The 26,690-nt window shown below is 44.2% G+C and carries 21 protein-coding genes; 7 read left to right on the top strand and 14 right to left on the bottom strand.

All coding sequences use genetic code 11. The annotated features are described in order from the left end of the window. Positions 1-89: 89 nt before the first annotated feature. The 6 genes from BW716_RS01280 to metG all read right to left on the bottom strand — a co-directional run bounded on the left by BW716_RS01280 (position 90) and on the right by metG (position 7,618). Entirely contained in the window at positions 90-395 is a 306-nt protein-coding gene (locus tag BW716_RS01280; protein WP_083720284.1) for a hypothetical protein, read from the bottom strand. A 51-nt stretch (positions 396-446) separates the two neighbouring features. Then, complete coding sequence (gene surE, locus BW716_RS01275) at positions 447-1,217, bottom strand: 5'/3'-nucleotidase SurE (protein ID WP_083720283.1); 771 nt, start codon at positions 1,215-1,217, stop codon at positions 447-449. A gap of 93 nt (positions 1,218-1,310) precedes the next feature. Then, positions 1,311-2,090, bottom strand: coding sequence for an ABC transporter permease (locus tag BW716_RS01270; protein ID WP_083720282.1), 780 nt, complete (start codon positions 2,088-2,090; stop codon positions 1,311-1,313). 4 nt (positions 2,091-2,094) lie between these two features. Beyond that, on the bottom strand, positions 2,095-2,982 hold the full coding sequence (locus tag BW716_RS01265; RefSeq protein WP_083720281.1) for an ABC transporter ATP-binding protein: 888 nt from the start codon (positions 2,980-2,982) through the stop codon (positions 2,095-2,097). A gap of 15 nt (positions 2,983-2,997) precedes the next feature. Next, entirely contained in the window at positions 2,998-5,397 is a 2,400-nt protein-coding gene (locus BW716_RS01260; protein WP_083720280.1) for a 3-hydroxyacyl-CoA dehydrogenase/enoyl-CoA hydratase family protein, read from the bottom strand. Positions 5,398-5,509: 112 nt separating this feature from the next. After that, positions 5,510-7,618: a methionine--tRNA ligase gene (gene metG, locus BW716_RS01255; RefSeq protein WP_255373850.1), complete on the bottom strand. Its 2,109-nt coding sequence runs from the start codon at positions 7,616-7,618 to the stop codon at positions 5,510-5,512. A 127-nt stretch (positions 7,619-7,745) separates the two neighbouring features. Here metG and BW716_RS01250 point away from each other — a divergent pair, with 127 nt between their 5' ends. Next, on the top strand, positions 7,746-8,654 hold the full coding sequence (locus BW716_RS01250) for an LD-carboxypeptidase (RefSeq protein WP_083720278.1): 909 nt from the start codon (positions 7,746-7,748) through the stop codon (positions 8,652-8,654). A 174-nt stretch (positions 8,655-8,828) separates the two neighbouring features. On the opposite strand, the gene BW716_RS01245 is transcribed toward BW716_RS01250, so the two are convergent. Genes BW716_RS01245 through BW716_RS01235 form a run of 3 tightly spaced genes read right to left on the bottom strand, consistent with a single transcriptional unit; the run spans position 8,829 to position 11,824 of the window. Beyond that, positions 8,829-9,617 carry an alpha/beta hydrolase gene (locus tag BW716_RS01245; RefSeq protein WP_083720277.1) on the bottom strand — a complete coding sequence of 263 codons (789 nt, stop codon included), beginning with the start codon at positions 9,615-9,617 and terminating at the stop codon, positions 8,829-8,831. Positions 9,618-9,628: 11 nt separating this feature from the next. Continuing rightward, positions 9,629-10,441 (bottom strand): HesA/MoeB/ThiF family protein, encoded by an 813-nt coding sequence (locus BW716_RS01240; RefSeq protein WP_083720276.1) that lies wholly within the window; start codon positions 10,439-10,441, stop codon positions 9,629-9,631. A gap of 27 nt (positions 10,442-10,468) precedes the next feature. Beyond that, positions 10,469-11,824, bottom strand: a complete 1,356-nt coding sequence (locus tag BW716_RS01235) for a sensor histidine kinase KdpD (protein WP_083720275.1) — start codon at positions 11,822-11,824, stop codon at positions 10,469-10,471. Between the two features lie 596 nt (positions 11,825-12,420). Between BW716_RS01235 and BW716_RS01230 the strand changes: the two genes are divergently transcribed. Further along, on the top strand, positions 12,421-12,975 hold the full coding sequence (locus tag BW716_RS01230) for a YqgE/AlgH family protein (protein ID WP_083720274.1): 555 nt from the start codon (positions 12,421-12,423) through the stop codon (positions 12,973-12,975). 643 nt (positions 12,976-13,618) lie between these two features. On the opposite strand, the gene atpC is transcribed toward BW716_RS01230, so the two are convergent. Next, positions 13,619-13,870, bottom strand: a complete 252-nt coding sequence (gene atpC / locus BW716_RS01225) for an ATP synthase F1 subunit epsilon (RefSeq protein WP_083720273.1) — start codon at positions 13,868-13,870, stop codon at positions 13,619-13,621. A 26-nt stretch (positions 13,871-13,896) separates the two neighbouring features. Beyond that, positions 13,897-15,399 (bottom strand): F0F1 ATP synthase subunit beta, encoded by a 1,503-nt coding sequence (gene atpD / locus BW716_RS01220; RefSeq protein WP_083720272.1) that lies wholly within the window; start codon positions 15,397-15,399, stop codon positions 13,897-13,899. 525 nt (positions 15,400-15,924) lie between these two features. Here atpD and BW716_RS36030 point away from each other — a divergent pair. Continuing rightward, positions 15,925-17,403 (top strand): DUF6600 domain-containing protein, encoded by a 1,479-nt coding sequence (locus BW716_RS36030; protein ID WP_143708676.1) that lies wholly within the window; start codon positions 15,925-15,927, stop codon positions 17,401-17,403. Between the two features lie 19 nt (positions 17,404-17,422). Here BW716_RS36030 and BW716_RS01205 read toward each other — a convergent pair whose 3' ends face one another. Both BW716_RS01205 and BW716_RS01200 read right to left on the bottom strand, forming a co-directional pair. Further along, entirely contained in the window at positions 17,423-17,935 is a 513-nt protein-coding gene (locus BW716_RS01205) for a GNAT family N-acetyltransferase (protein WP_083720269.1), read from the bottom strand. A 124-nt stretch (positions 17,936-18,059) separates the two neighbouring features. Then, positions 18,060-18,671, bottom strand: coding sequence for a hypothetical protein (locus BW716_RS01200; RefSeq protein ID WP_083720268.1), 612 nt, complete (start codon positions 18,669-18,671; stop codon positions 18,060-18,062). Between the two features lie 75 nt (positions 18,672-18,746). Here BW716_RS01200 and BW716_RS01195 point away from each other — a divergent pair, with 75 nt between their 5' ends. Together BW716_RS01195 and BW716_RS01190 are read left to right on the top strand one after the other, a co-directional pair. Next, complete coding sequence (locus BW716_RS01195) at positions 18,747-19,118, top strand: hypothetical protein (protein ID WP_083720267.1); 372 nt, start codon at positions 18,747-18,749, stop codon at positions 19,116-19,118. A 361-nt stretch (positions 19,119-19,479) separates the two neighbouring features. Then, positions 19,480-20,643, top strand: coding sequence for a hypothetical protein (locus tag BW716_RS01190; RefSeq protein ID WP_083720266.1), 1,164 nt, complete (start codon positions 19,480-19,482; stop codon positions 20,641-20,643). Positions 20,644-20,866: 223 nt separating this feature from the next. On the opposite strand, the gene BW716_RS01185 is transcribed toward BW716_RS01190, so the two are convergent. Further along, positions 20,867-22,054 (bottom strand): ATP-binding protein, encoded by a 1,188-nt coding sequence (locus BW716_RS01185; protein WP_179090956.1) that lies wholly within the window; start codon positions 22,052-22,054, stop codon positions 20,867-20,869. Positions 22,055-22,434: 380 nt separating this feature from the next. On the opposite strand from BW716_RS01185, the gene BW716_RS01180 reads away from it, so the two are divergent. Next, positions 22,435-24,549, top strand: coding sequence for a M48 family metalloprotease (locus BW716_RS01180; RefSeq protein ID WP_083720264.1), 2,115 nt, complete (start codon positions 22,435-22,437; stop codon positions 24,547-24,549). A gap of 76 nt (positions 24,550-24,625) precedes the next feature. Beyond that, positions 24,626-26,671, top strand: coding sequence for a DNA polymerase III subunit gamma/tau (locus tag BW716_RS01175; protein ID WP_083720263.1), 2,046 nt, complete (start codon positions 24,626-24,628; stop codon positions 26,669-26,671). The last annotated feature ends 19 nt before the right edge of the window (positions 26,672-26,690 follow it).

Below are 26,690 nucleotides of genomic sequence, written 5' to 3'. Positions count from 1 at the left end.
TTAAATCAGCCAGAGGCAAATATATGGCATAAAAAAGAACGGTTTCACCTGATGGCGAAACCGTTCTTTTTATTTTAATTAAATTTCTCTTACCCATGCAATATCTTCAACAAAATAATCAGAATCGCATACAACATCGTCACCAGAAAAATCCCCTTCGCCGTCACATCTCTCTTAATCCTTGTATACAAATAAAACACCAGCCCATTCAACAACAAACAAATACTGATCAACTTCGGTTGCATCTGCTTATTATCACTTATCATCGTGAAAAACTCTCCCAGGCTTATATGCCTCGGCATCATCACAAAAAATACATAGTACAGGAAAAAAGCAATAACCGGGGTAAAGACCCCCAATATAATGCCCAAAGGAAGATTATCTTTTCTAAACATAAATAACTGTTATAATGTGCGGTGATTTGGGTTTTCTAGCGCTAATGCTTATTATTTCCAGATTTTCTCTAATTCTTTTTTCATTTTATAATCCGTCAGATCAAACTGTACAGGCACCAGCGACGCATAGTTATTCGCCAACGCCCACACATCCGTATCATCTCCATTATCCCTGTTTGTAAACTCTCCCGTCAGCCAGTAATATTTCTTCCCTCTAGGATCCCTTCTCTCATCAAAGGTCTCCACATATTTCGCATCTGCCTGTCTGACCACCTTCACTCCTTTGAACTCTGCCTTTTGCACAATAGGTATATTCACATTTAACAATGTTCCCCCCGGCAACGCTGATTCCAGCATCTGCTTTGCCACGGAATGAGCCACCTCCTTACACAAAGAGAAGTCAGCATCAAAACTATAATCCAGGTAAGAGAATCCTACTGATGGAACACCCTCTATCGCTGCTTCCATGGCTGCAGACATAGTGCCTGAATAGATAACATTGATAGAATGGTTCGCGCCATGATTAATACCGCTCACACATAGATCCGGTAATCCATGCAATATCTTATCCCTCGCCAGCTTTACACAGTCCGCCGGTGTACCGGAACACTGCCAGGCCTCTACCCCTTCGAAAATATCCACAGGATCCAGTCTCAAAGGTACCCCGATCGTGATCGCATGCCCTTTACCCGATTGCGGGCTATCTGGCGCTACCACCACTACTTTACCCAGCGGTTTTACCGCTTCTATCAACGCTTTGATACCCGGAGCCGTAACCCCATCGTCATTTGTCACTAAGATGATCTTTTCCTTCTTCGCCACTGTATTAATTATTTTAATCCTTAATAGTCATTCTCTTCTGACAACAAATTTAATATTCTTAAATATATTACCTTGATAAAGAATGTTAATTTCTTAATAATCTACCTTTAGCATCCTTCTGCATGTGATCCCTATAAACAGTGCGATGTACAGGATTATTGTGATTTCGTACACGCCATGACCATAATCAGCACTGCTCGGCAGCACTTTATCCACCACCGGGAAAGGCAATAACTCATCTCCCGCCTGCAAAGGCAACAATCCCCCAATCGGCCCGAAAAAGTGCTTCACCCCCACTGTCAGTAACTGTTCCAGCACCATGGCATACCCCAGGTAGATCACCGTGGCCAGTCCGGACCGCTTGATAAACATACCCAACAGCAATGCCAGTGACAACGACACCAGCACCTGCAAAAAATAGAAGAACAGGAACTGTACTCCCTCAAAGCTAAAATTAAAAGCGCTATAAGCAGTGCCAAAAGCAATAGCTGTTATAAAACTCACCACAAACGCTATCAGGGACAGGGCTACTACCCAGAAAACCTTTGACAACACCAGATCCATCCGTTCCCAGCCGTCAATCACCTGTTGCCGGTGGGTTTTATAAGAAAATTCATTTGTCACCAGCGTCACCAGGAGCAATCCAAAGATTACGGAGGTAAAGCTATTCACATTCGCCACCGTCTGCCATACCACAGGAAAATCATAAAAGTTCTTCCCCAGCAGATCTGTAGCCTGCTTGGGTATCCGACTCACCACATCCGCTACGATCATATTGGATGCAGGGATCACGATGATGGCCAGTATCAGTAAAATCCAGAATGTCCGGTAGTTCTTTACCTTCAGCCATTCTATTCTAATTATGTTCAGCATAACTTCAGTTTTGTGTCATTTCAAGGAAAGCTGATTCCAGACTCTTCCTCCTTACCTGTAAATGATTGAGCCAGATGCCCTGTCCTGCCAGCCAGCTATTCAGCTCTCCGGGATCTACAACACCGTTGAAAAACACTTGCAACACGCCATCCCCTATCGACAAATTCCCAAACATGGGATGCTGCCTGATTAAAACCTCCAATCCATTCATATCACTGCTCCCGATCTCCACAAAATCCTCTCTCACCATCACCGTATTCACAGGTCCTGATGTCAGCAACTTCCCTTTTTGCAAAACAGCCACATGGGTACACACCTTTTCCACTTCATCCAGCAGGTGACTGGCCATAATAATGGTCTTCCCCGATTGCGCCAGTTGTTTGATCAATCCCCTGACTTCTGCAATCCCTGCGGGATCCAGACCATTGGAAGGTTCATCCAGGATCAGTACATCCGGGTCTCCCAGCAAGGTATTGGCAATTGCCAGCCGTTGCTTCATGCCCAGGGAATAAGTTTTGAATGCAGCATGTTGCCGGGCAGTTAACCCCGCAATCTCCAGCACCCGGGCAATGTCCTTTTCATCCCGCTGTTTCACAGCTGCTGTAATCTGTAAATTCCTGAACCCCGACAGGTAGTGATAGAAGTTGGGGGTTTCCAGCAAAGTGCCGATCTGTCGCCTTTGCGTTGCAGTGGGTAGCTGGTCAAACAAGGTAAAGTCCCCGGTATCCGCTTTCAATACATCCGTCACAATACCTAACAGCGTGGTCTTGCCACTTCCGTTAGGACCAAGAATACCAAAAACACTGCCGCGAGGCACCTCAAAGGAGACCTCGCGCAGCGCTTGTAGGGAACCATATCTTTTTGAAATGTTCCGAAGTGTAAGTATAGACATAAGTTATATGGTGCGCTAATTCCGTATGGGTTTGCCGGTTTTGATCACGCTTTGCAATCTTTCCAGCGTCTTTCGTTCACCAGCCAGGCTCAAAAACGCCTCTCTTTCCAGGTCCAGCAGGTACTGTTCGCTTACTACACTGGCCTCTGTCAGGTCACCGCCACACATCACGTAAGCCAGTTTACCGGCAATTTTTGAATCATGATCAGAGATATAATTACCAAACCGCATACTATGTATGCCGGTCAGCAACATGCCTAAGGCTCCACGCCCCAGCACCTTAATATCTTTGCGTTCTATAGGACGGGTATATCCTTCTTCTGCTATTTGCAGTACACTACGCTTCGCATCTGCAATCAACCTTGACTGGTTCATGGTGATCTCGTCATGACCAGCTCTCAGTATACCCAGGTCAAAAGCTTCTTTGCCAGAGGTACTTACTTTCGCCATGGCGATCGCCATAAAACGATCTTTCAGCGGCTCTTCTTCAATCCTGCCTTCTTTAAATTCATCACTGGCCCTTACCGTCATTTCCTTTGTACCGCCACCACCAGGTATCAGGCCCACACCCAGTTCTACCAGTCCGATATAAGATTCAGCAGCTGCCTGTACTTTATCTGCATGCAAACACATTTCACAACCACCACCTAACGTCAACGCATGTGGCGCCACGATCGTTGGAATGGAAGAATAACGCAGTCGCATCGTTGTTTTCTGGAACAATCTCACCGCCATATCCAGCTCATCATATTCCTGCTCAGCCGCAAGCATGAAGATCATGCCCACATTTGCACCTGCAGAAAAATTCGCCCCTTCATTGGCTAAGATCAAGCCACGGAAATCTTTTTCCGCACGATCAATCGCTTTATTCACACCTTCCAGCACTTCCCCACCAATGGTGTTCATCTTGGTTTTCCAATCAAGGGTCACAATGCCATCACCAATATCATACAGGGTACATGCACTGTTTTTCCACACGACATTACCAGAGAGATTTTCGAGGATGACGAACGTGTCTGCACCAGGCAGTACTTTATAATCCTGGGTAGTAATATCGTAATAATATTTCTTACCGTTTTCTACTTTATAGAAATGTTTGATGCCTTTGGCCAGCATCTCCTGCACCCACTTCGCTACCTTGATACCTTTTTCAGACATCGCCTGCACTGTCTTTTCCACACCCAGCAGATCCCAGGTTTCAAAAGCACCAATCTCCCAGCCAAAGCCGGCTTTCATGGCATCATCTACCTTATACAGATCGTCTGCTATTTCAGGGAGACGATTAGAAATATAAGCAAACAATAACGTGTGAAACTGTTGGTAAAACTGTCCTGCCTTATCTGTAGCCGCTGCCAGCATACGCAGACGTTGCTTCAGATCTTCCACGGGTTTGGCCGCTTCCAGACTGGCAAATTTAGGTCGCTGTTTAGGACCATATTCCATGGTTTTCAGGTTCAGGGTTAAGATCTCCTTGCCCCCTTCGCCTTTGGTCTTTTTGTAAAAGCCCTGTCCCGTTTTATCACCCAGCCACTTGTTTTCCACAACTTTTTCAAGGAATGGAGGAATCACAAAAATGTCGATGGCTTCATCATCCGGACAATTCTCTTTTACCCCCTTCGCCACCTTCAAAAGGGTATCAATCCCCACCACATCAGCAGTACGGAAAGTAGCAGATTTGGGTCTGCCGATGACCGGACCAGTGAGTGTATCTACTTCATCAATATTCAGGTCCATCTCCTGCATAATGTGGAAAATGGCCATGATAGAAAATACCCCAACCCTATTTGCAATAAAGGCAGGCGTATCCTTACAGAACACGGTCGTTTTACCCAGGTACAGGTCTCCGTACTCCATCAGGAAACTGATGATGGCCGGATCTGTATGTGGAGTAGGAATAATTTCAAGTAAACGCAGGTAACGGGGAGGGTTAAAAAAGTGAGTACCGCAGAAATGTTTCTGGAAGTCTTCACTCCTGCCTTCCGCCATCAGGTGAATAGGAATGCCGGAAGTATTGGACGTAATCAACGTACCCGGTTTCCGGAATTTCTCCACCTGCTCAAAAACGGATTTCTTCACGTCCAGGTTCTCTACCACAACTTCAATGATCCAGTCTACGTTGGCAATCTGGGACATGTCGTCAGTAAAGTTTCCGGTACGAATCAGTTTTACAACCTCCTTCGTGTACACAGGGGAAGGATTCGATTTTAACGTGGATTGCAGAGCATCGTTGACAATACGGTTTCTTACCGCTTTGCTTTCGAGGGACAAACCTTTGGCCTTTTCTGCATCATTGAGTTCTTTGGGGGCTATATCCAGCAACAATACCTGTACGCCTATCCCGGCAAAATGAGCTGCAATACGGGAACCCATCACGCCAGAACCTAAAACGGCCACCTTATGGATGTGTCTTTTCATAGAACGCGTAATTTTTTATCGGTAAATGAATATAGGATATTATGCCGATATCCTGCATAAAAAACCCTCCGGTGATGAGCCGGAGGGTATCTATCTTATTACATATCAAATGTTATCTCACTTCACTTCCTGGTGCAGTTTCCACATCAGGATTTACAAATACGAGCTTGCCAGCTGCATCTTCCGCCATCAGGATCATACCCTGGCTATCGATCCCCTTCATTTTACGGGGAGCCAGGTTAGCCACCAGTGTTACCTGTTTGCCAATGATTTCTTCAGGTGTATAGTGCAGGGCAATACCGGAAACTACGGTACGTTTTTCTGTACCGATATCTACCAGTAATTTCAGCAGTTTATCTGCTTTCTTTACTTTTTCAGCCTCAACGATGGTACCTACGCGGAGGTCCAGTTTTGCGAAATCGTCGTATTGAATATCGTCCTTTACAGGAGCTGGTTCTGCAGCAGGAGCTGCTTCAACAGGCTTAACTAAGCCAGCATGTAATTTTTCCACTTGTTCCTGGATTTTAGCGTCTTCAATTTTCGTAAACAGGTATTCAGGCTCGCGCATTGCATAACCAGTATTTACCAGTTTCAGGCTACCTGCATTTTCCCATTCCAGCATGCGGTCTACCACTTTCAGCATATGGCAGATCTTTTTAGACGTACCAGGCATGAATGGATTAGACAAAATAGCCAGGTTGGCAGTCAGCTGTAAACATAAATGCAGACAATTGTCAATCAGTTTCTGTTTAGCCTCCTTCAGTTCCGGATTAGCTTCCTGTTCTTTTGCCAGTTTCCATGGTGCTTTGCCCTGAAGATAAACGTTACCACTACGAGCTACGTTAATCACTTCAGCCAGCGCTTCCCTGAAACGATAATTTTCCAGTGACTCTTCAATTTTCTTCTTGGATTCTAACAAGTCGCTCAGCAATTTATCATCTGCCTCATCCTTCACATCCAGGTGGAAAGGAGGTACTTTACCTTTGCTATACTTGTGTACCAGTACCATAGTGCGGTTCACAAAATTGCTATAGATATCCGTCAGCTCACTATTATTCCGCTGCTGGAAATCTTTCCAAGAAAAGTCATTATCCTTCGTCTCCGGTGCAGTCGCACACAGTACATAACGCAGAATATCTTCCTGACCAGGAAAATCCTTCACATAATCATGCACCCACACCGCCCAGTTACGTGAAGTAGAGATCTTATCTCCTTCAATGTTCAGGAACTCATTCGCAGGTACATTCTCAGGCAATACAAATCCGCCATGCGCTTTCAGCATGGATGGGAATATGATACAGTGGAATACGATATTATCTTTTCCAATAAAGTGTACCAGCTTGGAATCTTCTTTACACCAGTAATCTTCCCAGTTAGGCGTCAGTTCTTTGGTCGCAGAGATATACCCAATCGGTGCATCGAACCATACGTACAATACCTTTCCTTCTGCATCAGGCAACGGAACTTTGATCCCCCACTCACTGTCACGGGTCATGGCGCGGCTCTGCAAACCACTGTCCAGCCAGCTTTTACACTGACCATACACATTGTTTTTCCATTCCTTATGACCTTCCAGCAACCACTCTTTCAGGAATGGTTCATAATTCTGGAGTGGCATGTACCAATGTTTGGTTTTCTTCTTCACAGGCACCGCATCACTCAGGGTAGAGCGTGGTGAAATCAGGTCGTCAGGACTGAGACTTGTACCACAGCGTTCGCACTGGTCACCATATGCATTAGGATTACCACATTTAGGGCAGGTACCTACTATATATCTGTCAGCCAGGAATACCTTGGCCACATCGTCATAGAATTGTTCAGTCTCCTTTTCTTCAAACAGGCCATCGTCGTACATCTTCTTAAAGAAGGCAGCAGCGGTTTCATGATGGATTTGTTTGGTGGTACGGGAAAAGATATCAAAAGAGATGCCCATATCAGCAAAGCTTTCGGAAATGATCCTATGATACTTGTCCACAATATCCTGTGGCGTTACACCTTCTTTCAGGGCTTTGATGAGAATGGGAACTCCATGCTCATCGGTGCCCCCAATGAATTTGACATCTGCTTTCTTTGCACGCAGGTAGCGCACATAGATATCAGCAGGGAGGTAACAACCCGCCAGGTGACCAATATGAACTGGTCCGTTGGCATAAGGCAGGGCAGCCGTGATTAGATATCTGTTAAATTTTGCCATGTTAACTGAAATAATCTTGAAATCTATTTTATCCTTTTGGAAGAGCGAAAAGTATTTATCAACTTAGCCCTGTTAAAACTCCCAGCAAAAAAGTGGGGCTTGTCTCGCGAATTCGTCATTCGCAGGTTGCAAAGGTAACTTAAAGCGTAGAACAATGAAAATTCCTCCATATCTGAAAAAAAGTGACCTTATAGGCGTCACCTGTAGTAGTAGTAAAATGGATTTACAGGCAGCAGAATATGCAGCTGGCGTATTCACCTCCTGGGGATACCGTGTACACCTGGGTATCACGGTGGGCACCAGTTTTCACAACTTTTCCGCACCTGATGAGCTGAGGCTGGAAGAGCTACAGGATATGCTGGATGATCCGGAAATCAAGGCGATCGTTTTTGGCCGTGGTGGTTATGGCATGATTTGTCTGCTGGATCAGTTGGATTTCAGGAAGTTCCGCAAGCATCCCAAATGGATATGTGGTTATAGCGATGTAACTGCCCTCCATGGACATATTCACCGGCAATATGGCATTCCTACACTCCATTCTGTGATGTGTAGCGGCATCCGCCCTGAAACTGTGGAAAATGTGTATGTAGAAAGTCTGCGCCTGGCCCTGAGAGGAAAAAACTACAGATACAGCTTTGAGCCACATGCCCTGAACCGCACTGGCAAAGCATCCGGCCAGCTCATTGGTGGCAATCTCACATTGCTGGCCAACCTGTCAGGCACCGTTTCTCAACCTGATACCAAGGGTAAAATACTGGTACTGGAAGATGTAGGTGAATATCGCTATAGAGTAGATGGAATGATGCACAACCTGAAAAGAGCGGGTTGGCTTGATAAACTGGCAGGCTTAGTAGTGGGTACATTTACAGACCCGCAGGAAACAACTACGCCTTTCGGTCAGAATGAATATGAGATTATACACAATATTGTAAAGGATTATGAATACCCGGTGGCATATGGATTTCCGGTAGGTCATACCCATGAGAATTATACATTGAAACTGGGTGTCACGCATGATTTGCAAATCGGCGAAAAAACCTGCAAACTAATAGATCGTTCATAAATTTTAAGGACACTTCTCTAAAAGCCGGCCGCTCTTAAATTCGCATTTTAAAAGCGCTAGAAGCCGGTCGCTATTGCATTAGCTCCTCTAAAAGCCGGCTGCAGGCCTCATTCCAATAAAAAATGCTCCTGCCTTCGGCACGGGCATTTTTTATTGGAATATTTATTTAATAATTTATTTCACCAATCCTTCAACTGTCTTTCCAAACAGCGGATACTCCTTCAAATTATTATGCCCTGCACCTGGAATCGTAATAAAACTATCCCCCTTCTTAAAATACTCCTTCAACTTCATCCCCGACTCATAAGGCACCGTCCTATCATCCGTACCATGAATTATCGTAACCGGCGCCGTCACTTTCTGCAAATATTCATTCGTCGGAAACTTATAATTCAACATAAACCCATACGGATAAATCGGCGCCATCTTCATCGCCATATCCGTCAGATTATAATAAGGCGCCTCCAATACAAGTCGCTTACAATCCCTGATACTAGCCAGTTGCGCAGCAATGCCTGTACCCAAAGACCTCCCATAAATGATAATACTATCCGGAGAAAAACGAGACCTCGCCACCTGGTACATCTGCAATGCATCCGCATACAGATCATCTTCCGTCAACGGACCCGTACTCTTACCAAAACCAGGATAATCCATCATCAACACCTCATACCCATGTTTGGCAAAGTACTGACTCACGTAAGCATAATAAGATACATTCTGTGCATTCCCATGAAAATACACCACAATCCCTTTGGGCTGTTCAGCTTTAAAAAGGATCGCATTGATGGTAGTCTTGTCATTCACCCTGATATTCATCTCCTGAAACGGCACATCAAAATGATAGGTAGCATCAGCTGCCGTTACAATCGGATGGAAGATCAGTTTCTTCTGAAAAAAGTACAGGAGTGCACCAGCCAATACATACACCACTAAGATCCAGGTTAATACCTTTCTAAACATGTAAGTTTTATTTAGTCTTCAATATCCGGTACTAATTCCAGTCCATAAGCTTCTGCGGTGAGCAGGCCATTGGCTTTGGTAGTAGCCAGGATCCCGGCATCGGGGTTGAGTGTATGGGTTTGGTATACGTTATGGAGGTAATCCATACTATATAGTTTATTCGCCAGGCCATCGGGTACACCGGCCAGGTATTTCAATACCTCATTCACGATCAGCATACCGGTAGCGCCATGCGTTACACCGATAGCACCTGCATCGAAATTGGTATATTCATCTATCAGGTTAATATTGCAACGATAAGACGCTGCCGCATCACCACTGGATGGCGCGATGTTAAACCCCGCCCACCAGGAGATCCAGTTATGCACCTCGCCAATTACAAAAGGTTTACCTTTTGCGATACAGGCATCATTCACCACCAGGTGAGTCGGCATATGTTGAGAACAATCAATGACGAGGTCCATACCTTCCAGTAACTGATTGATATTTTCAGGTTTCACCTGCAACAACAGGGGATAATGTTTTGTAAAAGGATTGCTGGACCACAGACGGCTGGCAGCCATCTTCGCCTTGTGCTTACGCAGATCCTGCATATGGTAAATAGGCTGACGATGCATATCTTCGTCAGTAATTACACCATAATCAGCAATGCCGATTACACCGATACCACTTGCACTCAGGTATTGAATAACCGGACTACCTAAACCTCCCGCACCTACAACCAGGATACGGCTTTCCTTCAGTTTTTCCTGCATAGCAGTACCCATACCGGGAACGGCTATAGGATATCTAAAATGTGCTAATTCTTTTTCGATTAATGCCATTGAACAACCCCTTTTAAAAATAATAAATTAGTCCTGCGGGAATTCAAGTGTAAACTTACTACCCTTACCCACAGCGCTTTCCACCTTGATTTTTCCTTTGTGTGCATCCATGATAGCTTTTACATAGCTGAGACCCAGGCCGAAGCCTTTTACATTGTGTACGTTACCTGTATGTGCACGATAGAATTTTTCAAAGATACGTGAAATCGTATCACGACTCATCCCGATACCATTATCTGATACGGTGATGACAAGGCTCTTGCGGGTGCTGTAGGTAGAGATGATCACTTCCAGGTTCTCTTTGGAATACTTGATCGCATTGTCCAGCAGATTGAAAATAACGTTGGAGAAATGTACGTCATCAGCCTGAATGATGGGGTTGATTGCATCCAGTCTCAGTTCAACGTGACCATTCTTGGAAGCCAGCTGCAGCTGTATATTTTCGACCGTATGCGTGATTACTTCATGCACATCGGTGGGTTGCAATTTCAATCCAATTTCGTTCTTCTCCAACAAGGCAGATTGCAGAATGCTTTCCACCTGTTTGTTCATACGTTTATTCTCTTCTTTGATGATACCGGAGAAGTAGCGGATCTTTTCTTTATTGTCCATGACCTTCTCATTGCCGATCGCATCAATGGCCAGCGAGATGGTGGCCAGCGGGGTTTTCAGCTCATGCGTCATGTTGTTGATGAAGTCAGATTTGATCTCGGAGATCTTCTTCTGGTTCAGCATGGTGCGGATGGTGAGTGCGAATGCAGTGATGATCACACCGGTAAAGAGAATACCACCGGCGACCATTTTTCCGAGAGACAGCAGGAAAGACATGTTGTTACGAGGTTGCAGTACCACCATTGTTTCCGTATTATCCGTCATGTATTCATAGCTACCTAACAGAGGCATGTATTTCACGAGGTAGTTTACACTATCCCGGGCAACAGCGGTGGCCATATTAGGGAAGCCGGCAGACTGCATTTTAATACTGCTTTCCCCAAAGTTACCTTTGCCTACGATCGCGAATTCGAAGGTTGTATCAAGCCCTTCACGTTTCAGTCCGCTGATGAGCAGGTTTCTCACCTCTGCGGTTGTGAAGCGGTCACTGACCGCTATATTCAGGTCAAGGGTATTGAACTTATCGATCGTTAAACCTCTTTCGGTAGGCCTGACCCCGGTACCATTCATTTTCAGGCGAATAGCGGGACCGGACCGTGCAAGCATTTCTTCACGCACCCTATCAAGTACATTGATAGCGCGTTCTTCAATTTGCTCTCTGCGTACGATAGAGGCGTTATGGATCCAGCTAAACTGGATGTAAATGAGGCCCAGCAAGGATAGTGTAATTAACACCACAATGATGGGAAAGACTTTCTTCAGTGGTACCATTTCAGGATGCTCGTAAAGCGCACAATATACTCACATTCAGTGAGCGTTCCAGCGCTTATTTTGTTAAAACTGGATATTTGCTATAGCAACGTTAATATAAAATTAATACGCTAAAACCTTTTACCAGCTTGGATCAAGCAAATAAACACCACTTTAACGTAATTTTAACTGGCAAAAGGCGTTTATAATTCTCTTTCTTTACGTACATTTGCTATATCAAACTGGTACTAAATTTGATGTAACAGTTTAACAAACAAGCAATTTTAATTATTCTACATACATCGACATGGATTCGTTCCATCAAGCGATTTAGATTTTGGTTGATAAAATGGTAAGGAGGCTTTCTAGCCTCCTTTATTTTTTTAGAAATTTTGCAGCCTGCATTCGCCTCAAAAAACACGCATTCCTCACTGCCACAGTCAATTTTCCAACAGGGCCACAGCCCCACAATAAGCCCTCTTTCCTGCCGCCGCTGGCCAATTCAAACCCTCCTAAGTTTGTTAAACTTTCTCCAATCTCTAACGAAATCTCTAATAAATTCTATTCTACTTGCATTCAATTAGTTAAATTTGAGTAAGTGATAAAACTGAATGTGTATGGTAACCTTGTCGCCTGGAATATTGCTTATTTCTGACCCGTTCCTTAAAGATCCAAACTTTGCCCGCACCGTAGTACTACTCTGCGAGCACCAATCCAATAAAGGAAGTTTTGGCTTTGTACTCAACAAACGTTTCGATCAAAATCTGCACGACCTCGTTCCGGACATATTGATTCCCAACATCCCTGTCTATTACGGAGGCCCGGTGCAGATAGACACCATTCACTTCGTTCACCAACAACCAGAACTCATCAAAGGAGGTTTCGAAATCATCAACGGTGTATACTGGGGTGGCGAATTTGATAAGGTAGTGAACATGATCAATGCAGGCAAACTCGATATCAATAAGATCCGTTTCTTCATCGGCTATTCCGGTTGGAGTAGTGGACAGCTTGACAATGAATTAAATGAAAAAAGCTGGATACTTTCAGCCAGCAGTAAAGCCCTCATCTTCGATGAAAAAGATGAAAACATTTGGAAACAGGCTTTAAAGAACCTGGGCAGTAACTTTGCCATCATGGCCAACTTCCCCATAGATCCATTATTAAATTAGTAACGTGTATACTGCACCGTATGCCACTGATGAGCTGTAAATAGCTTATTGTGGAAAAAAAAGAAAAAAATATTTACAAGCCTAAAGACTCAGTTCCAACGACTAACGTTGTTGGCTGGATTTTAGTATCCCCCAGCGACCACTCAGCACGAGGATATTTAAAAAAAATCAAATATCTTGCTTGAGCAAAATAGTAATATAGTCAGAGCAATCTATTGTTGGTGACCCTGTTTATCAGTATTATGATTGGAAAAATGTGAACTAAACCGAAGTATAAACACCTATGAAGGACAAACCGATACACATGTTACGTATGCCTTCCTGGACTATAATTGAAACAACTAAAATATAATCACTTACCCTCTACTTCCGGTCAGGGGTTTGTGATAAATGTGACAGTTATACAATTAAAAAAATCATTACATAATATAAGATATTCATTTTCATAGGAACAGGCCCAATTGCGGCTGTAGGATACTTGTATCCTGCGCGGCGTGGGTCCTGATTGTAAGACGCCCTGGCCAGTAATCCTACTGCGCTCCTTAAACAGGGTAATTATTAATTAGATTGGAATAGTTAGGACAAAACGAAGGCCGGGTAATCCTACCCGGCCTATTTCATTTATAGCTATTCGCTATTTCAGTTATATTGCTGCTGCACCTTCTACAAGCACAGTCGCTTTATTCCTTAGTACTTCCACAAAACCACCTTCTATGTTATAGAATTCATTCTGTGACTTATCTTTCAGCACTTTCATTCTGCCCTTGCCCAATGCGGCAATCAACGGCGCGTGATTATTCAGCACTTCAAAAGAGCCGTCTATCCCTGGCAACTGTACGCCATACACTTCGCCAGAGTACAGTTTTTTTTCAGGTGTTAATACTTCTAATAACATATTAAAAGTTAAGGGTGATAAATGAATTAGTTCTTAGCTGCTTCCAGCAGTTTCTTACCTTTCTCGATAGCTGCTTCGATGTTACCTACCAGGTTGAATGCTGCTTCCGGATACTCATCAACTTCTCCATCCATGATCATGTTGAAACCTTTGATAGTTTCTTCGATCGGAACCAGTACACCTTTCAGACCAGTAAACTGTTCTGCTACGTGGAAAGGCTGTGACAGGAAACGCTGTACACGACGTGCACGGCTTACTGTGAGTTTATCTTCGTCGCTCAATTCATCCATACCAAGAATCGCGATGATATCCTGCAGTTCTTTATAACGTTGCAGAATCATCTTCACACGCTGTGCACAGTTGTAGTGTGCTTCACCTACGATAGTAGGAGAAAGAATACGTGATGTAGAATCCAGTGGGCTCACCGCAGGATAGATACCAAGGTCAGAGATCTTACGATCCAATACCGTAGTAGCATCCAGGTGCGCAAATGTTGTAGCCGGAGCAGGGTCAGTCAAGTCATCCGCAGGTACATACACCGCCTGTACGGAAGTGATGGAACCATTCTTGGTTGAAGTGATACGCTCCTGCATCAGACCCATCTCTGTAGCCAGTGTAGGCTGATAACCCACCGCAGAAGGCATACGGCCTAACAACGCGGATACTTCAGAACCTGCCTGAGTGAAACGGAAGATGTTGTCAACGAAAAACAGGATATCCTTACCACCACCTGCAGTACCATCTCCATCACGGAAATATTCTGCAATAGTCAGACCAGACAATGCAACACGTGCACGGGCACCAGGAGGTTCATTCATCTGACCAAAGATAAATGTAGCCTGAGATTCTTTCAGTTGTTCTTTATCAACAGCTGCCAGATCCCATCCACCATGTTCCATGGATTCAACAAATTTCTCACCATATTTAACGATACCAGCTTCGATCATTTCACGCATCAGGTCATTACCTTCACGGGTACGCTCACCCACACCTGCAAACACAGACAAACCTTCGTAACCTTTCGCAATGTTGTTGATCAGCTCCTGGATCAATACTGTTTTACCTACACCAGCACCACCGAACAATCCAATCTTACCACCTTTTGCATATGGTTCGATCAGGTCAATTACTTTGATACCGGTAAATAATACTTCTGTATCTGTAGCCAGATCCTCGAAACGAGGAGGCTTACGGTGAATAGGATAACCATTTGTAGTATCAATATCACCCAGACCGTCAATAGCCTCACCTACCACGTTGAACAAGCGACCCTTAATACCATCGCCCACCGGCATTTTAATAGGAGCACCCTTGTCTGTTACCACCATTCCCCTTACGAAACCGTCTGTAGAGTCCATTGCAACGCAACGAACGCTATCTTCGCCAAGGTGCTGCTGAACTTCCAGCACTACCTTCTGACCATTTTCGCGGGTAATTTCCAGTGCATTGTAGATTTCGGGTAGCTTCCCGTCGAAGTGGACGTCCACCACTGGACCGATAATTTGCTTGATCTTACCTGTGTTAGGCATATTTTTAAGAGGTTTATAAATGCTTAAAATGAGCGGTTTGTTAATTTTGCCGCAAAGGTAACAGTTAATAGGGGAAATTCAAAATACCGTGGATATTCCGCCGAAATTCCCTTTTAAACGTGGCTTTGCGCTAATTATGTTAGACATAATTATGATGCATTCTCAGGTGTAAAAATAACAGGTCCCGGCCATTTGTCATGCATGATTGTCATCATTCTTATCCACATACATAATCATACAAATGTTAGCATTATGCTAAAATCAGCTCCACAAAACCATTAAAACCCGCTACAGCTCAGCATTTAAGTAATCCGGCACAGGATTTGATTTTATTTAACCAAGCTAAATTCTGACACCGCGAACATCCGAATATGAATGCAGCAGGCCAGCCTAAGCCAGCAATAACACTTGATCAACTGTTATACACTACTCATTCGTAAACTATTAAATTTCAATTGATTCCTTTACTGCTGTAGAACTAAATCCTATACATTAAAGTAATCAGCCGCCAAAAAGATTACATATATGAAAAACATTAAACGATATATTTTCACAATAGCTATAGCAGCCTCCTTTGCTGCACTCCCCGGTATGTCCTGTGTAGCTGCCCGCCCTCCACAAGACTTTCAGGTTTCCGATGGCGGCTTCTACGATGCCCTTAGCCCTTATGGCCGCTGGGTCAACTATGGAGGTTACGGAGACTGCTGGATTCCAAATGCCGGACCTGATTTCCAACCCTACTCTACCAATGGTCACTGGGTATACACTGACTATGGTTGGACCTGGATGTCTGATTACGATTGGGGATGGGCACCTTTCCACTACGGTCGCTGGACATATGACGACTATTATGGTTGGCTCTGGATCCCAGGCTACGAATGGGGACCAGCATGGGTGAGTTGGAGAAACAGTACCGATTATTATGGCTGGGCACCTTTAGGTCCTGGTATGAGCATCGGCGTGAGTGTGAATATTCCCGTTTCTTACTGGTCATTCGTACCCTGCCAGTACATTACCAATGCTTATGTAAGCCGGTATTATGTACCTCATAATAATAGAGTAGAAATTTTTAACCGTACTACCATAATTAATAATACCACTATTATTAATAACCGCACCTACTACCGTGGCCCTGCCACCAGAGATGTGGAACGCTACACCAGGACAAACATTCGTCCAATGCGTGTGGAAAACAGTGATCGTCCAGGTCGTGGTTCAATAGGCAATGACCAGGTACGTGTGTATCGCCCTAACCCAAATGACTTACGTCAGGGTCAGCAGAACCGGAACTTCTCCGGCGGGAATGGTAATAACAGGAATAACTTCGATAGACCTAACAGTCCGAATAATAATAACGTCCCTAACAGGGTCGATAACAGGAATAATACCGTTCCTAACAGGGGAAATAATAACAATAATAATAACCTCCCTAACAGGAATGATAATAACAATAACAACGTCCCTAACAGGGTCGATAATAGAAACAATAATAATAACACAAACAACATTAACAATGACCGGAACGACAATCGCAATTCTGACAGGGGCCTTGACAGGAATAACAATTCTAACAGGCCTGATCGTACCACGCCTTCAACGTCTACGCCCAATACCGGTACGCGCACGCAGGTAAATGACCAGCAACGTAATCAGCAACAGCAACAGGCGCAACAACAGCAACAGGAACGTGTTCGTCAACAACAGCAGCAACAACGTGTTCAGCAGCAGCAAAATCAGCAAAGGGTACAGCAAAATCAGCAACAGCAAAGGACTCAACAGGACCAACAACAGCGTATCCAGCAACAACAACAGCAACAAAGAGCGCAACAGGAACAACAGCAGAGAGTTCAACAACAGCAACAGCAACAGCAACAACGTACCCAGCAGCAGCAACAGCAGCAAAGAGTACAGCCACAGCAGCAGCAACGGGTACAACAACAGCAACAACAGCAACAGCCGCAATCCCAACCTTCCCGTACTGCACCACGCAGAACTGAAAGGTAATATTGCCAGCCTTTAATTATCAGAGACCATAAACCTCCCGATATATTTCATTGCTGACTTTTGAAAAGGTATGTTCCTCAAGGAACATACCTTTCTGCATTAAGATCAATTGTAATGGTTCCCAACCTTCCCTGTAAGGAGGCTGTAAATAAGGTGTGGAAAATGCACCAAACCCCAGCGCTTCATAGAACCGGATTCGCCGTTGCGCATCAAGGGTATGTGGCAACTCTGTTTCTAATACTAACCTTCCAAATCGCTCAAATAATAAGGTGATGACCTTCGTACCTGTCCCCTGCCCTCTCATAGCAGGATCGATCGCAAAATGCTCTATAAACGTGAAATCCGTCAATCCCCAACAAAACACAAACCCTACAAACCTCCCCCCCTCCATCACCTTCAGCAACTGCAAAGCCCCCTCCACCAGCAACCGCTGTTGCGCAGGCAAAGGCCGCCGCTCCTCCTCAGGAAAGGCTGCCTCATACAATGCAATCACTTCAGGTGAAATAATTTTTGTGTACTGGAACGATAACATGTCCCAAAGATAATCACTTATCAGGCGTGCATTTAAAAGGTGCTTGCTTATGATCTAAATAAATAATCACTTATCCTGCTACCTTTAAAAGGGATATTTACCTATTATCTACCTAAATAAATAATCACTTATCCTGCGTGCATTTAAAAGGATCCGGGTTAACAGGATCTACTACTTTATTCACAGCCCAGCAAAAATTCATAGACTGACTCGTAATACTCACTAACTTAATGACTACCTTCTGCCCCTTCCTGCTATCCGCCGCTCTCACCGACTTCGTCCCCTTCGCACCTATATCACTGATAGTATACTGTTCTGTTTTAAATACATCTCCATTTCCTCTCTGATAATCTACTGACACCACTACATTATCAACCACAAACTCCGTCTGGTTCTTCACAATAACATCCAGATCCTTTATCCCTCCCAGAAAACCAGTTCTGTAATCACTATTCGTTACAGCAATAAACTGCTTCCAGTTCTTTCTATAATAAATCCTTGGATCTACAAACTGCCCCTGACTATTCTGCCGCTCCCTCACCTCAGCCCTGTCCGCAATCTGTTGCGCAGTATTACTGCTCATGTCTAATGACTGTCTTAAATGACGATTCTCATTATTTAACCGTTCATTCTCTGCCAATATCTTCTTTACCCGTTGCTGCTGCCGGGAATAACTCATTACGAGAAAAATACCGAGAAAAATGATGATGATAATATATCCTACATTCCGTTTCATAACGGACTTATCTGAAAAAATGATGCCAGTGAATTATACCTCATAGAAATCACCACCCTCAAAGCTAACATCGGATTGGAAAACGAAACCACTTCTTCCAGTTACAACTACAATTTTAAAATCGACTCCCAATACCAAAAAGAATATAAAATCGTCAGGTTATTTCTGGAAATAAGCATCCAGGGGTTAGATGATGCCGATCAGTTCAATGGCATCTCTGCAGGCTATACACACGAATTTGTTTTTCATGTTGATAACCTGGAAGAATTAGTCGAATTCGATGAAGAAAAGAAAATAGTCGTTGCCGATGGCGACCTGGGTATTACTCTCGCTGGCATTGCTTACTCCACCGCCAGAGGCATCATCTTTGACAAAACACAAGGTACATTGCTCAAAGGCCTGATCCTCCCTATTATCAGTCCTAATCAATTACTTTCTACTCCTTAAGTGCATACCTGATCTTTTCCCTCTTCTCAAAATACCTGTATCAACTAATCTTTACACACATACCAGATCTCACCTCTTCTCAAAGTATAAATATCCCCTATTCCTTAAATGCATACCTGATCTCTTCCCCAAATACGAGTCTCACCTATTCCTTACACATATACCAGATCTCACCTCTTCTCAAAGTATAAGTTTCCCCCTACTCCTTAAACACATACCAAATCTTCCCTCCTCTCAAAATCCCAGTCCCCCTTTCCTCACGCTATATTTGATCTTTTGAAAAATAAATGTTAGCCCTGCCAATTCTTAGAAGCCGATATATATTTACCAATCGTTACTTTTGCACCTCTAAATCTCCCCTATGGAACTGGTGATTGTAAATGATAAACACACAGCAAAGCAGTTTTTAGACGTTCACGTGCTGCTGAATAAAGATATTCCCGGATGGGTTCGCCCCCTGGATAAGGATATCAACGCGGTGTTTGATACGAAAAAGAACAAGGCATTCCGTCACGGAGAGTTGATCCGCTGGGTGCTGAAGGATGATAATGGCAAACTGATAGGCCGTATCGCCGCTTTTGTTAATAAGAAATATAAGAACAAAGGAGATACCCAACCAACAGGTGGTGTAGGCTTCTTTGATGTGATCAATGATCAGGAAGCTACCAACATCCTCTTTGACCATGCCCGTGACTGGCTGAAAGAAAGAGGGATGGAAGCAATGGATGGCCCTATCAACTTTGGTGAAAGAAACAACTGGTGGGGATTACTGGTAGAAGGCTTCCACGAGCCGTTATATGCCATGAACTTCAATCCGCCATACTATAAGCAGCTGATGGAAAATTATGGTTTCCTGCCATTCTTCCACCAGCATTGCTATGGTCGGGATGTAAAAGAGCAGGTGCAGGAAAAGTTTTATAACCGCCACGCCGCTATGGCAGCCGATCCTGCATTCTCTTCCAGCCATCTCAAAAAGAACCGGATGGAAAAGTATGTAAAGGACTTTGTGTATGTGTATAATAAAGCCTGGGCAGGCCACGGTGGTAATAAGGAGATGGGCTTCCAGCAAGCCTTGAAGTTGTTTAAACAGATGAAACCTGTGATGGATGAAAAAATCATATGGTTCATTTATCACAACGACGAACCTATCGGCGCCTGGTTGAATCTGCCTTCCCTGAATGAGTATTTCAAACACTTGAATGGTAAATTTGGTCCTTTACAGATACTCAAACTCCTCTGGTTGAAAATGACCCGGGGTACCAAAACATTTACAGGGATCTTATTTGGTATAATACCTGAATTTCAGGGAACAGGTGCGGATGCTTACCTGGTCCTGGAAGGTGGCGCTATTATCCAGCACAAGCTGAAATATGAAAAGTATGAGATGCAATGGATTGGCGACTTCAATCCTAAAATGATCAATATGGCAGAAGGATTGGGAACAACCATCACCCGTAGGTTAACGACTTACCGTTATCTTTTTGACAGAACTAAAGAATTCAAACGTCACCCACTACTGAGTTAACATACGGGGCTGACCTCTATGTTGAAAAACAAGCCCCGAGAAAAAAAAGTAAATAAAACTTTTAGGCTGGTCTTTTTAGGCCAGCTTTTATTTTACCTATAAAAACAATCTTCTCTTAGCAGACATTGCTATGCAAGCTGCAAATTCTTGTATTATTCTCTATAGGAAGCCATATGCAAACTAAAAAGAGTGGTCTTGTAAATAAGCCACAGTCAGCCCCTGGTTATAATACCTTTACACCCGCTGGAGGTAAATGTCTGATAATAGTGTTGTAAATATCCCTTTCCCTGAAAGGCTTCAACATACAATCATTAAATCCTAAATCTCTATACCGGCTATTCTCCGTAATCGTAATATCAGCAGTAATAGCCAGCACTGGCACGCTGGCTTTCGCCACATCCCTATCCTCCCTGATTTTCTTCACGACTTCCACCCCTGTCATCCCCGGCATCTGTACATCCAGCAGCACCAGATCATAATCGTGCAAAGAGAATAATTCATATGCCTCAATACCATTCGCAGCCTTATCAAAATTACATTTCCAACGGCTTAGAATATGTGTAAGTAATAACAAATTCATCTCCTGATCATCCGCCACCAGAATATTCCTGCCTTCCATAAAGCTGCCGGTCATATCCTCCAGCTCCCTGCGCGTAATCAAAGTCATCTGGGCATCCGATAGCTGGTATAAAATTTCAAATGCAAAAGTGCTGCCTTTGCCTGGCGTACTTTCAACTTTTATATTTGTTCCATGCAGGTGCAGAATACGCTGAATAATAGCTAAGCCTAATCCCGTTCCACTCACCGACGCCATTTGCGGAGGACGTGCTAAACTATAAAATCCGAATAGATGAGGAAGCATGTTTATAGGAATACCCATACCAGTATCTTTAACCTCTGCTCTTACCAACACTTTATCTTCAGCAGTTTTTGACACACGCAGTATAACCTGTATACCTCCCAGCGTAGTATATCTGATAGCGTTTTCAACCAGGTGTAGTATCACCTGTTTCAGACGTTGTTCATCACCCTGTACACGCAGGTATTGATCGCCTTCATAAAGAGCATCAAAGTATAATCCTTTTTCCAAAGCAGCTTTTCGTTTTTCTTCAGTCACTGCATGAAAGGCAGCGTATACTTCAAAAGGGTGTGAATTCAATTGTACCTCACCATTTGTCAGGTTATATACTTCCTGTGCATTGTTCATGATGCGCAACAGCTTACCTGTAGCATGTTCAATAGAATACATGAGTTCACGTTGTTCCTTATCCAGTAGGGTATGAGAAAGCTGTTCACTCATGCCGATGACAGCATTGAGTGGCGTGCGTATTTCCCTGTTGAAATTTGTAATCATATCCAGCTTGCCTTTCATAGAATCAGACAAGGCAGATTGTGCTTTGTTTAATTGCATCCGCAGGCGATAGATCATGACAATAGCTCCACTGGCTATTAATAGAAATAATAGTGCTATGACAATAATGCTATCGGGTGATTGCACCAAAAGGGGTACAATACATGAGGTCAACCTGGGTGCGACCATCCGCGACATCATAAGAAATTGAAATATTAAAATGATTGCTTGCTACATGATAATTATGGTCCGTTCTGTGGTGCTTTAGCTGATATTAAGGTAGCGATTTATTTATTTATGGCCAATTCATTGCTGAGAGTGCCAGCCAAAAAAGAAAAATCTTCCATGCTGCTTTTCTCAAATTCTCTCATTCCCCATCTCTACTTATCAAAATAGAGTTATATTTATTCAGCAATCATAATGCTAACTTGCTTGTAACTATGTCCAGCTTCTTTTCGGCCAGTTCCGAAAACACCACGACCGTCCCGCCTGCAGGATCATTCAGATTGCAGGTTCTCAAAATGATGGGAAGCATCCTGCTATTCTTCATCACCTATGGTCTTCTGCTCATCTATGCAGGTATACTCGCCGCCATTTTTCTCTGGGCAGGCGTCAGTCTTATCATGTTCGCCCCGCTCCACCCCATCACCATCTTATCTGTATTCATGTTCATCGCAGGACTAGGAATAATTTTCATGGGTATTATGCAGGTGTTGTTCCTGATCAAGTTCCTCTTTACCCGCCAGCACCAGGACCTTTCACTCCGCATTCCCATCACACGCAAAGAACAGCCGGCACTTTTCGACTGCCTCCAACAAATTGCTCGATCGACCAAAACCCGCTTCCCTAAAAAAGTGTACCTCGCCCCCGGTGTAAATGCCGCAGTCATTTATCCGGTAAAATTCATGAACATGTTCTGGCCTGTTGGCAAAAAACTGGAAATAGGTTTAGGACTTGTAAACAGTCTGAACGTAAGTGAATTCAGCATGGCCATCGCACACGAATTCGGTCATTTTTCACAGCGTAGTATGAAACTCGCCAGCTATGTGTACACCGTAAACAGGATGATCTACAACATGCTCTACGAAAACCAGAGCTGGCACAAAACCATGAGCTGGATTTCCAGCAGGTGGATCGTATTTGCACTTCTGGCCCACATCAATCTCCGCATCGTAAGCGATATACAAAAAGCATTACGACTCATGTACAGTATTGTCAACAAACAGTACATGCGCCTGAGAAGAGAAATGGAATTTCATGCAGATGCAGTAGCACTGACAGTAGCTGGTACAGATGCAGCCATTTCCGCCATGCGCAGGCTGGAAATAAGTGGGTTCTTTTATGAGCATTGTTTGCTGCAACTTCCTGAAATGGCACGGCAGCAACGTCGCTTTGGAAATATTTATGAAGTACACAGATCATTGATCCGGCTATATGCCACCCAACACGAAATAGCACTGGATGCACACCAGTTACCACTGGTGACAGATAATTACTTTAGTTCATTCCTGCTAAGCAGGGTACAATTACCCGATCAATGGGCCACTCATCCTTCCCGCGAAGAACGGGAACAACGTTACATGGCAGCGAATATCAGCAAAACCATCAAAGGAGAAAGTGCATGGCACCTTTTTCAACATGCAGAAGAGCTACAGGAGCATATGTCCTCCTTACTCAGTCAATCTTTTATTCAGCCATCCGCTGAATATGCACCCTATCCGGTAGAAAACTTCATCGCAGATACAGCCACCCGAATCAAAGATTACTCAATGCCGGCGATTTTCAATGAGTATTATGACAACCGCCCATTGCCAATTTTGCCTGAGGGGAATATTACCCCCTTGTCAGATGAACAGATGGCGACACTCTCCGTTTCCACTTTATACTCAGAAAACAAAGTCCAGCGTTTGCGCGCTTATTTCAGGGATATGCAGGATGCCGATACCTTGCATGCAATACAGCAGGGACAAATTAAAACGAGGTATTTTGAATTTGAAGGCAAACAATATCCGGTTACTGCTGCCGGCAAAGTACGTGCTAAACTGCAATCCAGTATCCGGCAGGATACAGAATGGCTACTGGCCCATGATACACAGGCGATAAAATACCATTATACCATCATTTTTCAGAAAGATCCTGCCTATGCACAAAAAATACAGGAACAATATCACACATTACTGGAACACCAGGCTACCTGCTGGCAACTAAATGATATTGTCGCAAGGATCCTTCATAATGTCAGCTCACTATTCAGTGAACAGGGTCTGACGGTAGTAAGTGCCCAACCATATTTTGATAGCCTGATTGATGAAGGAGCTTTATTAAAGAAGATCCTCCTCCGCCTGAAACAAATTCCGGAAGTAACAACGGGTTGGGAAGGTGCTTTGCAGGAAAAGATCAGTCATTTCCTCAGGTACAATTACAATTATGTTAAGGGGAATGAGCCAATTATGGAGGAGATTACAAATCTGCATGAAATTAGTACTACAGTGATGGATCAATATAATAATTGCATCATCCTGATGAAAAAGGCGTGGTTAGAAGCGGTGTTGTAATTATATCCCCCATCCCTCTTTTCACCATTTCTCCTGAATTTTCTGTACTTTCGGCCTTCGTGAATAGCCTTTGAATATGGAGAATTTTATCGTTTCTGCCCGTAAATACAGACCACAGAACTTTTCTACAGTAGTAGGACAATCCCACATTACCACCACACTCAAAAACGCCATCCGCAACAACCAACTTGCGCATGCCTTTTTGTTCTGCGGTCCACGCGGTGTGGGAAAAACCACCTGTGCCCGTATCCTGGCAAAAACCATCAACTGCGAAAATCTCCAACCCGATGGCGAAGCCTGCAACCAATGTCACTCCTGCGTTTCATTCAACGAAGGTAGCTCTTTCAACATCCATGAATTAGATGCCGCCTCCAACAACTCAGTAGATGACATCCGTACCCTTGTAGAACAGGTACGCTTTGCTCCTCAAGCGGGTAAATATAAAATCTATATCATAGATGAGGTACACATGCTCAGTTCCTCCGCGTTCAACGCATTCCTGAAAACGCTGGAAGAACCCCCCTCCTATGCAATATTCATACTGGCTACCACCGAAAAACATAAAATCCTCCCCACTATCCTGAGCCGATGCCAGATCTTCGATTTCAAGCGCATCACCATTCAGGATACCGTGGATCACTTACAGGAAATCTGTCAGAAAGAACACATTCAGGCCGAAGGAGATGCCCTGCACCTCGTAGCGCAAAAGACCGATGGCTGTATGCGTGACTCGCTCAGTACCCTGGATAAAATCGTCTCCTTCACCGGCGGAAAGCTTACCTACCAGAATACCCTGGAACACCTCAACATCCTTGACTATGATTATTTCTTCAAACTCATGGATGGAGTACTGCAACAGGACGTAGCTGCTGCCCTCCTCATCTTTGACGAAATCCTTCAGAAAGGTTTCGAAGGAGACAACTTCCTCAATGGCTGGGCCGAATTCCTCCGCAACCTCCTGTTGTGCAAGGAAGACAAAGTCCTCCACCTGGTAGAAGTAAGTGGTAACCTGAAAGACCGCTACCGCCAGTTATCCGGCAAACTGAGTCCATCTTACCTGATCACCGCCCTCCACCTGCTGAACGAAACGGAAATCAACTACCGCATGGCGCGCAACAAACGGCTTCATGTGGAAATGGCGCTGATCAAACTTTGTTTCCTGCAACAGGCTGTGAACTTAGTCAGCGATGACCAAACCGGTGAGGTAGTAAAAAAAAAACTGGTAGCTGACGGTTCTGCACCGCAAAAGCTCCGGGCACCGATCGCACAAGCCACACCTGCCAAAGCAGGCCAGCCGGCTACAAGTGCATCAATCGCTGCCAATGAGCCAAAGCTTACTATAGAAAATACACCAACACAGAATACTTCATATAATTCTTCTCAGACGAGTTCCGGACAGCCGCATTCTCAAACTGCCTCAGGGCAAACTGGGTATTCTCAAACAGCTCCCGGACAAACGAACTCTCAAACTGCTTCAGGACAGGCTGCGTATTCTCAGACCGCTTCCGGACAAACGAATTCTCAGACACCCTCCGGACAGACTACTTATTCTCAAGCAGCTTCCGGACAAGCAGCAAATACTCAAACAGCTCCCGGACATGCAACACCTGCGCAGACCTCTTCCGGACAAGCAACTTCCAAACCTGCCCAACCAGCGGCCAATGTGCCAAAGTTAACAGGTCTGGCAGCCATGAAGCAGGCCTTCGCTGCATCGCAATCCACTGAGACCAAACAGGAAATCATTCCGATGACCCTGGGTGCCCTGCATGTATACTGGGAAGAATTTATCGACCGTTTCCGTCAGGCTAACAAAATGACAGTCGTAAGCAACTTACAACTGGCTGCAATCTCCATGAACGGAGCTGAAGAGATCGGAATTACCAGCAGAAATATTGTCCAATTCCGCTTCATGGAAGAAGAAAAATTGTCCATCTCGGCTTTCTTCAAAGAGAAGTTCCGAAACAACGGGCTAGTACTGACATTACATCTCGACGAATCACAGCAAACTGCGGATATTGGCCCTGCGCCTTTATCCAGCCGTGAGAAATTTGCGAAGATGGTAGAAAAATATCCACTTGTGAAAGAGTTGAAAGACAAACTAAATTTGGAACTCGATTTTTAATACTGTTTATAATCAGCAG

The sequence above is a fragment of the [Flexibacter] sp. ATCC 35208 genome (assembly GCF_001975825.1).
GTDB lineage: Bacteria > Bacteroidota > Bacteroidia > Chitinophagales > Chitinophagaceae > Chitinophaga.
This window is presented reverse-complemented; position numbering and strand designations above follow the sequence as displayed.

What these genes read in the sequence shown, in the direction of transcription:
- BW716_RS01280 (WP_083720284.1), bottom strand. Translation starts at nt 395, where the DNA reads ATGTTTAGAAAAGATAATCTTCCTTTGGGCATTATATTGGGGGTCTTT.
- BW716_RS01270 (WP_083720282.1), bottom strand. Translation starts at nt 2,090, where the DNA reads ATGCTGAACATAATTAGAATAGAATGGCTGAAGGTAAAGAACTACCGG.
- BW716_RS01265 (WP_083720281.1), bottom strand. Translation starts at nt 2,982, where the DNA reads ATGTCTATACTTACACTTCGGAACATTTCAAAAAGATATGGTTCCCTA.
- BW716_RS01260 (WP_083720280.1), bottom strand. Translation starts at nt 5,397, where the DNA reads ATGAAAAGACACATCCATAAGGTGGCCGTTTTAGGTTCTGGCGTGATG.
- BW716_RS01250 (WP_083720278.1), top strand. Translation starts at nt 7,746, where the DNA reads ATGAAAATTCCTCCATATCTGAAAAAAAGTGACCTTATAGGCGTCACC.
- BW716_RS01245 (WP_083720277.1), bottom strand. Translation starts at nt 9,617, where the DNA reads ATGTTTAGAAAGGTATTAACCTGGATCTTAGTGGTGTATGTATTGGCT.
- BW716_RS01240 (WP_083720276.1), bottom strand. Translation starts at nt 10,441, where the DNA reads ATGGCATTAATCGAAAAAGAATTAGCACATTTTAGATATCCTATAGCC.
- BW716_RS01235 (WP_083720275.1), bottom strand. Translation starts at nt 11,824, where the DNA reads ATGGTACCACTGAAGAAAGTCTTTCCCATCATTGTGGTGTTAATTACA.
- BW716_RS01230 (WP_083720274.1), top strand. Translation starts at nt 12,421, where the DNA reads ATGGTAACCTTGTCGCCTGGAATATTGCTTATTTCTGACCCGTTCCTT.
- atpC (WP_083720273.1), bottom strand. Translation starts at nt 13,870, where the DNA reads ATGTTATTAGAAGTATTAACACCTGAAAAAAAACTGTACTCTGGCGAA.
- atpD (WP_083720272.1), bottom strand. Translation starts at nt 15,399, where the DNA reads ATGCCTAACACAGGTAAGATCAAGCAAATTATCGGTCCAGTGGTGGAC.
- BW716_RS36030 (WP_143708676.1), top strand. Translation starts at nt 15,925, where the DNA reads ATGAAAAACATTAAACGATATATTTTCACAATAGCTATAGCAGCCTCC.
- BW716_RS01205 (WP_083720269.1), bottom strand. Translation starts at nt 17,935, where the DNA reads ATGTTATCGTTCCAGTACACAAAAATTATTTCACCTGAAGTGATTGCA.
- BW716_RS01200 (WP_083720268.1), bottom strand. Translation starts at nt 18,671, where the DNA reads ATGAAACGGAATGTAGGATATATTATCATCATCATTTTTCTCGGTATT.
- BW716_RS01190 (WP_083720266.1), top strand. Translation starts at nt 19,480, where the DNA reads ATGGAACTGGTGATTGTAAATGATAAACACACAGCAAAGCAGTTTTTA.
- BW716_RS01185 (WP_179090956.1), bottom strand. Translation starts at nt 22,054, where the DNA reads ATGCAATTAAACAAAGCACAATCTGCCTTGTCTGATTCTATGAAAGGC.
- BW716_RS01180 (WP_083720264.1), top strand. Translation starts at nt 22,435, where the DNA reads ATGTCCAGCTTCTTTTCGGCCAGTTCCGAAAACACCACGACCGTCCCG.
- BW716_RS01175 (WP_083720263.1), top strand. Translation starts at nt 24,626, where the DNA reads ATGGAGAATTTTATCGTTTCTGCCCGTAAATACAGACCACAGAACTTT.